The organism is Candidatus Palauibacter sp., assembly GCF_965222475.1.
In the GTDB taxonomy this organism is placed as follows: domain Bacteria; phylum Gemmatimonadota; class Gemmatimonadetes; order Palauibacterales; family Palauibacteraceae; genus Palauibacter.
The window spans coordinates 125276-139755 of the sequence record NZ_CBDCUB010000006.1 but is presented as its reverse complement, the minus strand read 5'-3'; the positions used below and the strand labels follow the sequence as shown (position 1 = coordinate 139755).

Below are 14480 nucleotides of genomic sequence, written 5' to 3'. Positions count from 1 at the left end.
TGAGTGCATCTACTCCTGTGGCGCCGATGTCCCGCGCGCCGGGAAGCGGGCGGGAACACCGGGGAGGATTTCCCTCGGGAGGCGCCCACTCCCCCACAACCGATATCCCCCCCATCGCCGGTTGTTCCGCGTGGGAGCGGGGTCGACCGCACTGGCGATATTTTTTCCAAAAAATGTGTCCATAAATTGTGGATATCATGTCCATAAAAAGTTGATTTGTCATGAGCGGAGCGGCACCGTCGCTCGACGCCCAAACTCGACGCATCTTTTGGCGGACCCGGGTTTTCCACTTCCAGTGGAGAAGTCGGCGCACTGAGAACCGGGGGAGGCCGCATAATTGCGAGTCGTGATCCAGCGGGTCAGCGGGGCCCGGGTGAGGGTCGGAGGCGAGGTCGTGGGCCGGATCGGCCTCGGCCTGGTGGTCCTCGTGGGGTTCGCGCCGGAAGATTCCGAGGCCGAGATGCGATGGATGGCGGACAAACTGTGGGGCCTGCGCGTGTTCGCGGACGACGAGGGCCGCATGAACCGGTCGGCGCGCGACGTGGGTGCGGCGCTGCTCGTCGTCTCACAGTTCACCCTCTACGGCGATGCATCCCGCGGCAGGCGCCCCTCCTTCGTCGGCGCCGCGCGACCCGCCGCGGCCCGAGCGCTGTACGAGCGGTTCGTGGCGCTGTGCCGGGAGGGTGGTGAGGTGGCGGAAGGCGAGTTCGGCGCGATGATGGAGGTGGAGTTGACGAACGACGGGCCGGTGACCCTGCAGCTGGAGCGCCGAGCTTGCGTCCGCTGAGGATCGGGATCATCGGCTCGGGCGTCGCGACCGCGCGCGAGGCCGACCTGGCGCGGGCCGCCGGGGCGACCCTCGCCCGCGCCGGCGCGATCGTCGTCTGCGGCGGCATGGGCGGCGTCATGCAAGCCGCCTCGGAGGGCGCCGCGGCCGAGGGAGGTACGGTGGTCGGGATCCTGCCCGGTTCCGATGCGGACGGCGCCGCGAGCGGGGTCACGATCCCGATCCCCACGGGACTCGGCGAGGCGCGCAACGTCCTGGTGGCGCGGGCCTCGGAGGCGGTCGTCGCGATCGCCGGGGAGTGGGGGACGCTGAGCGAAGCGGCGTTCTGCCGGAAGTTCGGTATTCCCGTGATCGGACTCGCCTCGAGGCTCCCCGAGGGCGTCACCGACGAGACCGCGGACGGCGCGGTGGAGGCCGCGGAGCGCGCCCTCGAACTCGCCGCGGGCCGGAGGGCGAGGCCCGCGTGACCGGGTTCGTGCTCTTCGGCGGCATCCTGCTCGTGCTCCTCGCCACGATCGTCTGGGCCGCGATACGGGCCGGAGAGGACACGGGGGCGGCGCTCGGGGCCGCCGAGCGCCGCGACGCCGCGATCGAGGCGCTCCGGGATCTCGAACTGGAGTACCGCACCGGCAAGCTCTCCCGCGAGGAGTACGCGGCCGTCCGCGAGCGCCTGGAGCGGGAGGCCCTGGAAGCGCGTAACGCCGCGGCCTCGGGGGCGGAGGGCGGCCGTGCCCGCAGCCCCGGGGATGGCCCCGAGTCCCCGGGAAGCTGTCCGGGTTGCGCATCGCCGCTGGGCGGGGATGAGGCCTTCTGCCCCGCGTGCGGGACCGCCCTTGCGACCCGCGGTTGACGTCCGGTTGAGACCCGCCCGCACCCTGGTTGGAAGCCAGCGGCCGGCCCGGTCGGAAGGAAACCGAAGAAATTGCGAAAGGTCGAGAATCGTGGTATTCTCAAGCTCCGTCGCGACGGGCCGCAACCGAACCGACGAAACCCCCGGCCATGGGCGGTCGGGTCGTCAAACACGCGGACCCTCGGAATCCGGGAGAGTGAAATGGGTGTGGAGATGAACCAGGAGCAGAAGAAAGCGCTTGCCGTCGCCCTCAACCAGATCGAGCGGGCCCACGGCAAGGGGGCCATCATGAGACTGGGGAACGAGGGGGCCCGGATCCGGATCCCGGCCATCTCCACCGGGGCGCTGAACCTGGATCACGGCACCGGGATCGGAGGGATTCCGAGGTCGCGCGTGAGCGAGATCTTCGGCCCGGAATCTTCCGGAAAGACGACCCTCACGCTGCACGTGATCGCCAACGCGCAGAAGGACGGGGGCGTGGCGGCCTTCATCGACGCCGAGCACGCGCTCGACGTGGGGTATGCTCAGAAGCTGGGCGTCGACATCGAGAACCTGCTCGTCTCGCAGCCGGACACCGGCGAACAGGCGCTCGAGATCGCCGAAGTGCTCGTCCGGTCCGGCGCCCTGGACGTCGTCGTGATCGACTCCGTCGCGGCGCTCGTCCCCCGCGCGGAGATCGAAGGGGAGATGGGGGATTCGCACGTCGGCCTGCAGGCGCGGCTCATGTCGCAGGCGCTCCGCAAGCTGACGGGAGCGATCGGCCGCTCGAACACCGCCGTCATCTTCACGAACCAGATCCGCGAGAAGATCGGCGTGATGTACGGGAGTCCCGAGACGACGACCGGCGGCCGGGCGCTGAAGTTCTACGCGTCGCTCCGGCTCGACATCCGCAGGATCGCGTCGATCAAGGAAGGCACGAACCTGATCGGCAGCCGGACGCGCGTGAAGATCGTCAAGAACAAGTGCGCCCCGCCGTTCAAGCAGGCCGAGTTCGACATCATGTTCAACCAGGGGGTGAGCCGGGAAGGCCTCCTGGTAGACATGGGCGAGCAACTCGGCATCGTGAATCGCGCCGGAGCCTGGTACTCCTACGGAGACGACGTCCGGCTCGGCCAGGGCCGCGAGAATTCGAAGGCCTTCCTGCGGGAGAATCCCGACATCGCGGAGGAAATCGAGGCCCGGATCCGCGAGGAACTCGGGATGACGGTGCCTGAGCCGGACGATGCCGCGAAGGGTGCGCCCTCGGACAAGGCCGCCGGCAAGGCCGGCGCGTCGACGAATCAGGCGGCGCGCCGCTGAATCGCGGTGCCGGCCGCGGCCCATCGCCGGCCGCGGCCGGTGCGGGAAGAGGACGCCGTCCTTTCGGCCCGTCGCACCGCCCATGCCTGAAGTAACGGGTCTCTCTCCGGCGAAGCGCCGGTCCGGCTGGACGGAGATCCAACTCGACAGGGCCACCCCCTGCCTGCTTCCCGATGAGGACGTGTACCGCCTGCGGCTCGAGGTCGGGGCCGACCTCGGCGAGACCGAACTCGCCGCCGTACTCGCGTCCGCGGCCCGGGCCGAGGCGATGCGAGTGGGCCTGCGATACCTTTCCGTCCGTCCGCGGAGCCGCCGGGAAGTAGAGCGACGGCTGCGCCGGGATCGTATCGATCCGGCGGGGATCGAGCGCGCCCTGGAACGGCTGGAAGCGCTGGGGTATCTGGACGACGGAGACTTCGCGGCGGCCTTCGCCCGCGACCGTATTCGGCTGCGGCCGTGCGGGGTTCGGAGGATGCGGTCCGATCTCCTGGCGCGAGGTGTGTCGCCCGAGGCTGCCGAGCACGGGATTCGTGCCGCGATGGCCGAAGAAGGGGTCACGGAGGGCGCGCTGCTCGATCGCGTCGCCGCGAGGCGGGCGTCGAGGCTGAAGGAGACGGAACCGGCAACGGCGCGCCGCCGCCTGTTCGCCTATCTGGCGAGACGGGGGTTCTCCGCGGGGAGCGTTCGGGCCTGGATCGAGGCATATTGGCCTGAGGACGACGGCTCGGGTGCGTAGCGCGGGTGGGGCCGCCGGCTGCCGCCGGGCCGGCGGGCGGTAACGGGAAAACCGAACACAGCGGGTCGGAAGATCAGACGATGAAGGCGGACGAACTCAGGGGCCGGTTCATCTCATACTTCGAGCGACAGGGGCATCTGCACCTGCCCAGCGGTTCGCTCGTCCCCGCGGATGACCCGACCCTCATGTTCACGAATGCCGGGATGGTGCAGTTCAAGGGCATCTTCACGGGTGAGGCGGCGCGCCCGGGTCCGAGCGCCGTGACCTCCCAGAAGTGCCTGCGCGTAAGCGGCAAACACAACGACCTCGAGGAGGTGGGGCGGACCGCCCGCCATCACACCTTCTTCGAGATGCTCGGGAACTTCTCCTTCGGGGACTACTTCAAGCGCGACGCCATCGGGTTCGCGTGGGAGTTCGTCACGGGCGACCTGGGGCTCGAACCCGACCGGCTGTGGGCCACGGTGCATCACGACGACGACGACGCGTTCAACCTGTGGCTCGAGTTGACGGCGATTCCCGAGGCGCGCATCCGCCGGATGGGCGACAAGGACAACTTCTGGCAGATGGGGGACACGGGTCCGTGCGGCCCGTGCTCCGAGCTGCACTACGATCTGCGGGTGGAGCTGGACGACCGGATCACCGACGACCAGTTCGAGGCCGCGGGCGAGGCGGACCGGATCATCGAGTTCTGGAACCTCGTGTTCATGCAGTTCGACCGCGCGCCCGACGGGACCGACACCCCGCTCCCGGCGCCCTCGATCGACACGGGCGCCGGGCTCGAGCGCATCGCGGCCCTCCTGCAGGGCGTGGGTACGAACTACCACACGGATCTCTTTCTCCCCCTCATCGAGGCGGCACAGGAAGGGCTCGGGCTCGAGTACTCGCGTGCGCCGGAGGACTGGGAGGACGGCGTCGCGTTCCGGGTGCTGGCGGATCATGCGCGCGCCGTCGCGTTCCTGCTTGCGGACGGCGTGTTCCCGTCGAACGAGAAGCGCGGCTACGTGCTGCGGCGGATCCTCCGCCGCGCGGTCCGGCACTACTGGCTTCTGGGGCGCCGCGACCCGATGCTGCACGACCTCGTCGGCGTCGTGGCCGACCAGATGTCGCCCACCTTCCCCGAACTTGAGGCGCGGCGGGAGCACCTGCTCGCAACCACCGAGGCGGAGGAAGAACTCTTCCTTTCGACGATCGAGGGAGGGATGAGCGAGATCGACCGCGCGATGCCGTCCGGCGGCGCGGGGACGGTGGCGGGCGAGGTCGCCTTCAAGCTCAAGGACACCTATGGCATCCCAGAAGACCTCACCGGCCTCATCGCCCGCGAGCGCGGCTACGACGTCGACTGGGAAGGCTTCGACGAGGCCCTCGGGGCCCAGCGTGCCCGATCCCGCCGCATAAGAACTCTTAGGGCCAGCTCGGAAAGCGCCGTACCTCAGACCACTGCGATTCTCACGAAGCTATCCGCAGAGCAGGAGTTCGTGGGGTACGCGGATCTCGAGGTGGAGACGGACTGTCGGCGCTGGGTCCACGACGGCGTGAACGCGTTCCTGCTGGAACGGAATCCGTTCTATCTGGAGAGTGGCGGCCAGGTCTCCGACACCGGGCGCGTGGTCGGCGACGGGTGGGCCGTCGATGTGACCACCGTCCGGGGCGATGACGGCCGGACCGTCGTGGCGGGGCCGCTGGTGGAGGGCTCGCTGCCCGATGCCGATGGAGTGGTCGAGGACTCCGTGTTCGCCCGGGTCGACCCTCGGCGGCGCGAGACGGAGCGGAACCACACGGCGACCCACCTCCTGCACGCGGCGCTGCGGCGGCGGCTCGGGGAACACGTCTTCCAGGCCGGCTCGCTGGTAGCTCCGGATCGGCTGCGCTTCGACTTCAGCCACCGGGGTCCGCTCACCGAAGAGGAGCGGGCGGATATCGAGGGGGAGGTCATCGAAGGGATCCTCTCGAATCCGGAAGTCCTCTCCTCGCTGCGCGGCTACGACGAGGCGATCGCGGCGGGGGCGATGGCGCTCTTCGGAGAGAAGTACGGCGATGTCGTGCGGGTGATCGAGATTCCCGGTCTGAGCCTGGAGCTGTGCGGGGGGACGCATACGCGCACGACCGGGCAGATCGGGTCGTTCAGGATCGTGTCCGAGACGGGGGTCGCGGCGGGGATCCGGCGCATCGAGGCCGTGACGGGGCATGGAGCCTACGAGCGCGAACTCGAACGGGACCGTCTGCTCGCCCGGCTGACCGAGCAACTGCGGTGCCGGCCGGGCGACCTGGCGGCCCGCATGGAGCGGCTCCTCGAGGAGCGCGACCGGCTGGCGAGCGAGGTGGAGGGCCAACGCGGCGAGGCGACGGCGCGGCAGATCGAGACTCTCCTCGCCGGCGCCGGAACGAACGGGGCCCGGTTCGTGTCGGGGCGCATCGAGGTGCCCGCCGGGACGGATCTGGGCGATCTCGCGGACCGGGTGCGCGGGGGGCTGGGGTCGGGGGCCGCGGTCCTCCACATCGTCTACCCCGACAAGGACCGTCACGCGTTCATGTCCGTGGTGTCGGACGACCTCATACAGCGCGGACTCAAGGCGGGCGATCTGGTGCGCGCCTCGAGTCGCGCGACGGGATCCGGCGGGGGAGGCGGGGCCCGCTTCGCGCAGGGTGGGGTGGGAGACCCCACTCTCGCCGCGGAAGGGCTCGGCGCCGCGAAGGCCCTGGCTTCCGCCCGGATCCCGGCTCTGTCCGGTTGATGGCATGAACGAGACCCACGTGACCGGCCCGTCGATCACACTCGAGACGTGGTTGCAGGCCCGGCTCCGGGAGGCGCCGCCGGAGCTGGCGGACGCGATCCGCTCGCTGGTGGTTGGCGTCCCGAGCGACGACGAGGAGGGCCTCGTGTCCGTGGCCCTCGACGCGTTGGAGACCGTCGCCAACGGGGAGGGGAATCGCGGGAGTGCGATCAACCTGCTGGCGGCCGACGCGATCCTTACGTACGCGCTCGAAGCCGCCGCCGAACCGGGCCTCGGCGGGAGCGCGGCCCGGGCGCTCCGCCTCGCGCGTCGGATCGGTCCGCGCGGCGTGATCGGCGAGCGCTTCCACACGCGCGCCGAGGCGCGGGAAGACGCTGGATGAGCGGGGGTCTGCCCGGGCTGGCGGGCAAGCGCGTACTCGTGACGGGTGGCTCGCGCGGGATCGGCCGTGCCACGGTGCGCGGTCTCGCGGCCTCCGGCGCGTCGGTCGGGATCGCCTATCACCGGGCCGCGGATGAAGCGCGGCGAGCGATCGAGGAGGCGCGAGAACTGGCCCCGGAAGGGACCCACTGGTGCGCGGGGGGCGACCTCGCCGAACCCGCGGAGTGTCGAGCGCTGTTCGAGCGTGCGGACGCCGAGTTCGGCGGCCTGGACGGCTTCGTCGGCAACGCCGGCATCTGGAACGTGGACCCGAGGCCGATCGAGGCGCTCGGTTCGGATGAATGGCGCCGAATGCTCGACATCAACCTCACGTCGATCTACGCCGGCACGCGGGAGGCCGCGTGCCGCATGAGGCCGGATTCCCGCATCGTCCTCGTCTCCTCGACCGCGGCCCAGCGAGGGGAGGCGGAGCACAGCCACTACGCGGCATCGAAGGGCGCCATCAATGCGTTCTGCAAGTCGATCGCGACCGAACTCGGACCGCGCTCGATCAACGTGAACGCCGTCGCCCCGGGGTGGGTCGCCACGGACATGTCCGCGCCCGCGCTCCGGGGCGAGGCGGGCCGTGCCGCCCTGGCCCTGATCCCGCTCGGGCGCGTCGCGACGCCCGAGGATATCGCCGGGCCGATCTGCTTCCTCCTCTCCGACGCCGCCCGTCACATCACCGGCGAGATCCTCAACGTGAACGGCGGCAGCGTGCTGTGCGGCTGAGTCCCGACCGCCCGCGCGGGAACGCTGCGAGGCTCCGGGTTTCAACGGCCCTCCCGTGACCGGACTCGATCCGGGCCGCCTCGCGCCGCCCGAAGGCTTTCGGCGGATCGCCCGGCGGCTCGAGCGCGGAGGTTTCGAGGCCTGGGCCGTCGGCGGCTCCCTCCGCGACGCCTTCGTCCAGCAGATCGGGGGCGATGCCGATCCGAAGCAGGCGGACTGGGACCTGGCGACGGACGCGCGTCCGGACGAGGTCATGGATCTCTTCCCGCGCACGGTGCCCGTCGGCGTGTCGCACGGGACGGTGGGCGTGCTCGACGGCGGGGTTCTGTACGAGGTCACGACCTTTCGGCGCGACGTCGAGACCGACGGCCGGCACGCCCGCGTGGTCTTCGCGTCGTCGATCGAGGAAGACCTGGGCCGCCGCGACTTCACGGTGAACGCGATCGCGTGGCGACCGGCGTCGGGCCAGGTCCGGGACCCGTACGGCGGCCTGGCGGACATCGAGTCCGGGATCCTGCGCGCCGTGGGCGATCCCGGGGCCCGCTTCCGCGAAGACTATCTCCGGGTGCTGCGCGGGTTCCGGTTCGCCGGACGCTTCGGCTGGGCGGTGGAGCCGCGCACGGACGAGGCCCTGCGGGAGGCGGTCGACGGCCTGGCCGTGCTGTCGGCCGAGCGCGTCCGGAAGGAGTTGATGAAGGTGCTGGGCGACCCGAATCCGTCCGCGGGGCTCGACCTGTACGCGACGCGCGGGGCGCTCGCCCACTGGTACCCGGAGCTGCTCGGGCTCGCCGCCGACCGGGGCGCATGGCTGGCCGCGCTCGGCGCCGTGGATGCCGTCCCGGCGCGGGAACTGAACGTACGGCTGGCTCGGTTGGTTGTTTCCGCGGCCGACACGCCGGAGGGGCGGGCGGAGGTCGCCGAGGCGCTGCTGTCGCGGCTCAGATTCTCCAACGCCGACCGGGGCTACGTCACGCGGCTGGCGCGGCTCTTCCTCCCGTTCGTGGGGCCCACGGATTCCGCCGCGGAGCACCGGCGCTGGCTCGCCTCCGCCGGGAAGGCGTGGGATGACGTCTTCGCGCTGCACTTCGCCGGGGCGCGCGCCGAAGAGGCGGAGCGGGCGGAGCAGGCGGAGCGCTACCTGGAGGCGACCCGGGAGCGCGTGCGCCGGGAGTGGCTCGAAGCGCCGCCGCTCAGCCTCGCCGACCTCGCGGTCAAGGGCGATGATCTCCTCGAGCTCGGGATGTCTCCGGGTCCTCTCGTGCGGCTCCTGCTCGAGGAACTGCTGGAGCAGGTGCTCGAGGACCCGGGCCGCAACGAACGCGCGAGCCTGCTCGGGGAGGCCCGGCGGCTGATCGAGATGGGCGCGCTCACCGAGGCATCCCGGCCGGGCGGCGGATCCGGCGCGCCCTCCGCCGGCGATGAGCGACCAGGGGCCGATGCCTGACGAACCGAGCCTGTTCCCGGATCTGGAGCCGCGCGCGCAGCGCTCCGACGACGACGCGGACGTGGCCGGCCGACGCACGGGTGACGACGCCCGCGCCGCCGCCGCGCCTCTCGCCGCCCGTATACGGCCGCGCTCGCTGGACGAATTCGTCGGCCAGTCGAAGCTCGTGGGGGAGGGCCGGCCCCTGCGCCAGCTCATCGAGAGCGGCCGCGTGCCGAGCCTCATCTTCTGGGGTCCGCCCGGGACCGGGAAGACGACCCTCGCCGGGCTGCTCGCGAGCCGCATGGAGGCCGCGTTCATCCCCTTCTCGGCGGTCACGGACGGCATCCCGCGCGTGCGAAAGATCCTCGAGGAGGCGAAGGCGCGCCGGGCCGCCACCGGCCGCGGCACCGTCCTCTTCGTGGATGAGATCCACCGCTTCAACCGGGCGCAGCAGGATGCCCTCCTCCCGCACGTCGAGCGCGGCGCGGTCACGCTGATCGGAGCGACGACCGAGAACCCCAGTTTCGAGGTCGTGGGGCCGCTCCTCTCACGCACCCGCGTGTTCGTGCTCGACCCGCTGGCGCCCGAGGAAGTCGGCGAGATCTGCGCCCGCGCCCTCCGCGACCCGAAGCGCGGGCTCGGGGCCCAGGGTCTCACGGTCGATGCGGACGCCCTCTCCCGCCTCGGGATCGAGGCCGACGGGGACGCCCGGAGGGCGCTGAACGCGCTTGAAACGGCGGCGGACCTGGCCCGCGCCAACGGTGCGCCCGCGATTACCGTCGAGCATGTGGCGGCCGCGCTGCAGAAGCGGTTCGCGCGCTACGACAAATCGGGCGAAGAGCACTTCAACCTCATTTCCGCCCTCCACAAGGCGGTGCGCGGCTCCGACGTGGACGCGGCCCTCTACTGGCTCGCCCGGATGCTGGACGGCGGGGAGGACCCCCTGTACCTGGCACGGCGTCTCGTGCGCATGGCCTCCGAGGACATCGGCCTCGCCGACCCCGGCGCGATCGCCGTCACGATCGCGGCGCGGGACGCGTACCACTTTCTCGGCAGTCCGGAAGGTGATCTCGCGCTCGCCCATGCCGTCGCGTATCTGGCCATCGCCCCCAAGTCGAACGCGGTCTACCGGGCCTTCGGCGCCGCCTCGGGCGCGGCCCGCGAGACGCCGGCCGCGCCCGTGCCCCTCCACATCCGGAACGCGCCCACGCGCCTCATGAAGGAACTCGGGTACGGGTCGGGGTACCGTTACGATCACGACGAGGCAGACGGCGTGGCCCGCCAGTCGTACCTTCCCGAGTCGCTACGCGGGAGAATCTGGTACGATCCCGGGGACCGTGGGTGGGAAGTCGAGGCGCGGCGCAGGCTCGAGCGTATCCGTCGGCTCCGGGACCGCGCGCAAGCCGGCCCGGGGGAGGCCGCGGAGGAGGAGCTTTCATCGACAGAATGACATCGAACGACGCGGCCGAGCGCGCGATCCTGGTCGGCGCGCCGCCCCTCGACATGCCGCAGGAAGCCGTTGACGAGCACCTCGATGAACTCGCCCGGCTCGCCGGTACGGCGGGTGCGGATGTCCGCGGCGTCGTGATTCAGCGTCTTCGAACGCCCAGCGCCGCGACGTATATCGGCAGAGGCAAGGTCGAGCGACTGGCCCGGGTGCTCCACGAACACGAGGCGACGCTCGCCATCTTCGACGAGGAGCTCTCGCCCGCCCAGGGGGCCAACCTCGAAGCCGCGCTCGGCGTACGCGCGCTGGACCGAACCGAACTCATCCTCGACATCTTCGCGCTCCGCGCCCGGACCTCGGAGGCGAAGCTCCAGGTCGAACTCGCCCAGCTTCAATACATGCGGACGCGGCTCAAGCGCATGTGGACCCACCTCTCGCGCGAGGGAGGCGGCATCGGCGCCCGCGGGCCCGGCGAGCAGCAGATCGAGACCGACCGCCGCCTGATCGACCGGCGGCTGGCCCGGCTGCGGGGCAAGCTCGACCACATCGCCAGGGCGCGCGTCACGCAGCGCCGCGCACGGAGCGAACAGTTCAAGGTGGCTCTCGCCGGGTACACGAATACCGGAAAGTCGTCCATTTTGCGCGGCCTCTCCGGCGCCGAGGTCTTCGTGGAGGACCGGCTGTTCGCCACGGTCGACTCGGCGACGAGGGTTTGCGATCTCGACGGGCCCGGCCCGATCCTGCTCACCGACACCGTGGGCTTCATCCGGAAGTTGCCCCACCATCTGGTGGCATCGTTCAGGGCCACGATGGAGGAATTGTCCGAGGCTGATCTGCTGTTGCACGTGATCGATGCGTCGTCGCCGAACTGGGAGGCGCAGCGGGATGCGGTGGAGGCGGTGCTGGAGGAGGCCGGCGCGGCGGACCGCCCGGTCCTGCACGTCTTCAACAAGATCGACCGGCTCACGCACGAGGAGGAACGGGCTCTCCGCGAGCGAGCGGTCGCGGCGGCGCGTCCGCACGTCCTGACCTCGGTCCTCGAGGAGGGAGGACTGGACCCGCTGCGCGAGGCGCTCCAGGCCGCGATGCGGGCTCGGCTGGAGACGGTGCGGGTGAGCCTGCCGGCGGGAGATGGCGCCCGGCTCGCCGAAGCCTATCGCGAAGGCGAAGTGCTGGAGCGGGCGTACGAAGAGGGCCGGGTCGTTATTCTTGCGCGCGTGCCGGCCGTTGTGATCGGCCGTTGGCGCGAGAGCGGCCTGGCCGTGGAACAGGCCGACGCCGCCTAGGCTGCTAGCAGTTTCCAGACCCTTTGCCGCGGGCCGCCAGGCCAGGCCAGGACCGGAGCACACCATGGCGAACACCAGTTTTCTGCACCTGATCGACTGCCGGCTCTGCGTGAACATCGATCACGTGGCGACCGTGCGGCAGGCGCGCGGCACCGACGAGCCGGACCCCGTGCGCGCCGCCGTGCTGGCCGAGCTGGGAGGGGCGAACGGGATCACCGTGCATCTGCGCGAGGACCGCCGCCACATCCAGGACCGCGACGTCGAACTTCTGCTGAGTACCGTCCGCACCTTCGTGAACCTCGAGCTGGCGGCCGAGGAGGAGGTCCTCGCCCTGGCCGAACGCCGGGAGCCGGGCCAGGCCACCCTCGTCCCGGAGAAGAGGGAAGAGCTGACGACCGAGGGCGGACTCGACCTGTCCGCCGATCCGGCCCGCATCCGCGCCGCGGTGGCGCGGCTGCGGGACGCCGGGATCCGCACCTCGCTCTTCATCGACCCGGACCCCGCGGCCGTCGACGCGTCCGCGGAACTGGGGGCCGACGCGGTCGAACTGCATACCGGCGAGTACGCCAACGCGCCGGACCAGGAGAGCGCCGACCACGAACTGGCGCGCCTGGAGGATGCGGCGACGCGGGCCGCGGCGGTCGGCCTCGGCGTGCACGCCGGGCACGGACTCACCTATGAGAACGTCCGGCCGGTGGCGGCGATCGAGGAGTGCGAGGAACTCAACATCGGCCACTCGATCGTGAGCCGCTCGGTGCTCGTGGGCATGGAACGCGCGGTACTCGAGATGTCGGATCTCGTCCGCGAGGCGCGGGGGTGAGAAGCCGGATCACGGTTCTCGTCGGCGTCCTCGTCTCGATCGCCCTCCTCTTCTACGCGCTCCGGGACGTCTCAGCCGCCGAACTCCTGCGACATCTGGGCGAGGCCGATCCGTGGCTGCTCCTGGCCGCCACGGTCGTCGCCACGCTCACCTTCCACCTGCGCGCGATTCGGTGGCAGATCCTCCTCCGTGCCTCCGACGGGCGCCTCCCTTTCAGCTCGAGGTATGCCGCCGTTTGCATCGGGTTCATGGCCAACAACGTCCTCCCGGGACGTCTCGGGGAGTTCGCGCGCGCCTACTCGCTCACGCGCATCGAACCGGTGTCGTTGAGCGCGTCCCTGGCTTCGCTCGTGGTGGAGCGCCTGCTCGACGCGATGGTCCTCATGGTGTTCCTGGTCCCCGCCTTCTTCCTCGGCGGCGTCGACGAGGCCGCGTCGGGCACCCTGAGGGACTTCTTCACGGTGGTGGTCGTCCTCGTCTCGCTGAGCCTCATCACGTTCGGGCTGCTCGTCCGTTTCCCGGGCCGCTTCCTGCGGCTGGCGAGGAGGTGGTCCCACCGGCTCGGCCCCGACCGCATGGCGGACCGGATCTCCGAGATCCTCACCGCGTTCGTGGACGGACTGGGCGCGCTGCGCAACGCGCACGTCTTCGCCCGCGCGATGCTGTGGTCGTTCGTCGTCTGGGGCTGGAACGCGTTCTCCTTCTACCTCGGGTTTCTCGCCTTCGACATCCGCGAGCCGGGCTTCGAGGGCGCCCTCGTCCTCCAGACGACGATCAGCTTCGCGGTCGCGATCCCGTCCACGCCGGGCTTCTTCGGACCGTTCGAGACGGCGGCCCGTCTGGCGCTGGAACTCCATCAGATCGAACCCGCTCGCATCATCAGCTTCGCGGCGGGCTACCACATCCTCACCTTCCTCCCCATCACCGTGCTCGGGATCTGGTACATGCGGCGGCTGGGGATCAGCCGGAAGGAGTTCGGCCGCAGCGCGCCGCCGGCGCCGGAGGCCTCGGGATGACGCCTGCCCACGGTGCGCCCGGGCTCATTGGGACCGCCGAGGCGCACGCGAAGATCAACCTGCGGCACCGGGTGTTCGCGCGGGACGAGACGGGCTTTCACGGGGTCGAGACGCTGCTCGCCCGCACCAGCCTGACCGACACGATCAGCCTCTTCGAGGCCGGGCCGGAGGCGGCCGCTGGGGGCGTGAACCTCGCGGTCGAGGGCCCGCGGCCGGCCGGCGTGCCCGAGGGTCCCGACAACCTGTGCTGGCGTGCGGCGGAGATGTTCCTCGAGCGCGCGTTCCCGAAGCGGGGGCGCCCCGGCGTCCATATCCGTCTCGAGAAGCGGATCCCCATGGGCAGCGGCCTCGGCGGGGGGAGCGCGGACGCCGGCGCGACGCTGCGGCTTCTTGCGCGACGCTGGCCCCGGCTCGAGGAGCGGGACCTGGTGGAACTGGCCGGCGAGATCGGGAGCGACGTGCCGTTCGCGCTCATTGGGGTGCCGATGGCGCTGGGGTGGGAGCGGGGTCGCCGCCTCCTGCCGCTCAGGCCGCCTCGTCCTCGCCCGGCGCTCCTCGTCTGCTCCCCGATCCACGTCTCGACGCCCGAAGCCTATGGCTGGCTCGGCAGGACGCACGCCGATCCCGGATCGGCTTCGGTGCTCCCGGGCGCCACCCGTCTGGCGGACTGGGAATCCCTCGAGCGGCTCATTCGAAACGACCTCGAGGCGTCGGTCCTCGCCCGCCACCCGGAGCTGTCGGAGACCCTCGAGCGGCTCCGGTCGTGCGAGCCGGCGGCGGCCGCGATGACGGGGTCGGGCTCCGCCCTGTTCGCGATCTTCCGCGACGACGCGGAACGCGCCCGCGCGCGACACCGGTTTTCTGCTTCGGGGGACGGCGAAGGCCCGGATATCGTCGACGTCCGACTGCCCGTCTAGGACGTCGAGGCG

At 71.0% G+C, this 14480-nt stretch carries 14 protein-coding genes; all 14 read left to right on the top strand.

The genetic code is table 11. From position 1 onward, the window contains the following. Positions 1–337: 337 nt before the first annotated feature. Complete coding sequence (gene dtd / locus ACOQPP_RS11460; protein WP_419166871.1) at positions 338–787, top strand: D-aminoacyl-tRNA deacylase; 450 nt, start codon at positions 338–340, stop codon at positions 785–787. Further along, a complete protein-coding gene (locus ACOQPP_RS11455; protein ID WP_419166872.1) occupies positions 775–1254 on the top strand; it encodes a TIGR00725 family protein in 480 nt (159 codons plus the stop codon). The genes dtd and ACOQPP_RS11455 overlap by 13 nt, the downstream gene beginning before the upstream one ends. Further along, positions 1251–1637, top strand: coding sequence for a hypothetical protein (locus tag ACOQPP_RS11450; protein WP_419166873.1), 387 nt, complete (start codon positions 1251–1253; stop codon positions 1635–1637). The genes ACOQPP_RS11455 and ACOQPP_RS11450 overlap by 4 nt, the downstream gene beginning before the upstream one ends. A gap of 201 nt (positions 1638–1838) precedes the next feature. Then, positions 1839–2936 (top strand): recombinase RecA, encoded by a 1098-nt coding sequence (recA, locus tag ACOQPP_RS11445; RefSeq protein WP_420636549.1) that lies wholly within the window; start codon positions 1839–1841, stop codon positions 2934–2936. 82 nt (positions 2937–3018) lie between these two features. Continuing rightward, entirely contained in the window at positions 3019–3672 is a 654-nt protein-coding gene (locus tag ACOQPP_RS11440) for a regulatory protein RecX (RefSeq protein WP_419166875.1), read from the top strand. An 80-nt stretch (positions 3673–3752) separates the two neighbouring features. Further along, positions 3753–6404 (top strand): alanine--tRNA ligase, encoded by a 2652-nt coding sequence (gene alaS, locus ACOQPP_RS11435; protein ID WP_420636548.1) that lies wholly within the window; start codon positions 3753–3755, stop codon positions 6402–6404. Between the two features lie 4 nt (positions 6405–6408). Then, entirely contained in the window at positions 6409–6786 is a 378-nt protein-coding gene (locus tag ACOQPP_RS11430; RefSeq protein ID WP_419166877.1) for a hypothetical protein, read from the top strand. Beyond that, positions 6783–7556: an SDR family NAD(P)-dependent oxidoreductase gene (locus tag ACOQPP_RS11425; RefSeq protein ID WP_419166878.1), complete on the top strand. Its 774-nt coding sequence runs from the start codon at positions 6783–6785 to the stop codon at positions 7554–7556. The genes ACOQPP_RS11430 and ACOQPP_RS11425 overlap by 4 nt, the downstream gene beginning before the upstream one ends. Before the next feature lie 55 nt (positions 7557–7611). Further along, complete coding sequence (locus ACOQPP_RS11420) at positions 7612–9000, top strand: CCA tRNA nucleotidyltransferase (RefSeq protein ID WP_419166879.1); 1389 nt, start codon at positions 7612–7614, stop codon at positions 8998–9000. Continuing rightward, the gene (locus ACOQPP_RS11415) at positions 8993–10432 is read left to right on the top strand and encodes a replication-associated recombination protein A (protein ID WP_419166880.1); all 1440 of its coding nucleotides are present in this window, start codon (positions 8993–8995) and stop codon (positions 10430–10432) included. Before ACOQPP_RS11420 ends, ACOQPP_RS11415 begins: the two co-directional genes overlap by 8 nt. Next, complete coding sequence (gene hflX / locus ACOQPP_RS11410) at positions 10429–11715, top strand: GTPase HflX (RefSeq protein ID WP_419166881.1); 1287 nt, start codon at positions 10429–10431, stop codon at positions 11713–11715. Before ACOQPP_RS11415 ends, hflX begins: the two co-directional genes overlap by 4 nt. A gap of 64 nt (positions 11716–11779) precedes the next feature. Beyond that, entirely contained in the window at positions 11780–12535 is a 756-nt protein-coding gene (locus tag ACOQPP_RS11405) for a pyridoxine 5'-phosphate synthase (RefSeq protein ID WP_419166882.1), read from the top strand. Then, the gene (locus ACOQPP_RS11400) at positions 12532–13551 is read left to right on the top strand and encodes a lysylphosphatidylglycerol synthase transmembrane domain-containing protein (protein ID WP_419166883.1); all 1020 of its coding nucleotides are present in this window, start codon (positions 12532–12534) and stop codon (positions 13549–13551) included. Before ACOQPP_RS11405 ends, ACOQPP_RS11400 begins: the two co-directional genes overlap by 4 nt. Beyond that, on the top strand, positions 13548–14468 hold the full coding sequence (locus tag ACOQPP_RS11395; RefSeq protein ID WP_420636547.1) for a 4-(cytidine 5'-diphospho)-2-C-methyl-D-erythritol kinase: 921 nt from the start codon (positions 13548–13550) through the stop codon (positions 14466–14468). The genes ACOQPP_RS11400 and ACOQPP_RS11395 overlap by 4 nt, the downstream gene beginning before the upstream one ends. The last annotated feature ends 12 nt before the right edge of the window (positions 14469–14480 follow it).

Coding starts and splice junctions, on each gene's coding strand:
- recA (WP_420636549.1), top strand. CDS start 1,839: ATGGGTGTGGAGATGAACCAGGAGCAGAAGAAAGCGCTTGCCGTCGCC.
- ACOQPP_RS11440 (WP_419166875.1), top strand. CDS start 3,019: ATGCCTGAAGTAACGGGTCTCTCTCCGGCGAAGCGCCGGTCCGGCTGG.
- alaS (WP_420636548.1), top strand. CDS start 3,753: ATGAAGGCGGACGAACTCAGGGGCCGGTTCATCTCATACTTCGAGCGA.
- ACOQPP_RS11430 (WP_419166877.1), top strand. CDS start 6,409: ATGAACGAGACCCACGTGACCGGCCCGTCGATCACACTCGAGACGTGG.
- ACOQPP_RS11425 (WP_419166878.1), top strand. CDS start 6,783: ATGAGCGGGGGTCTGCCCGGGCTGGCGGGCAAGCGCGTACTCGTGACG.
- ACOQPP_RS11415 (WP_419166880.1), top strand. CDS start 8,993: ATGCCTGACGAACCGAGCCTGTTCCCGGATCTGGAGCCGCGCGCGCAG.
- hflX (WP_419166881.1), top strand. CDS start 10,429: ATGACATCGAACGACGCGGCCGAGCGCGCGATCCTGGTCGGCGCGCCG.
- ACOQPP_RS11405 (WP_419166882.1), top strand. CDS start 11,780: ATGGCGAACACCAGTTTTCTGCACCTGATCGACTGCCGGCTCTGCGTG.
- ACOQPP_RS11395 (WP_420636547.1), top strand. CDS start 13,548: ATGACGCCTGCCCACGGTGCGCCCGGGCTCATTGGGACCGCCGAGGCG.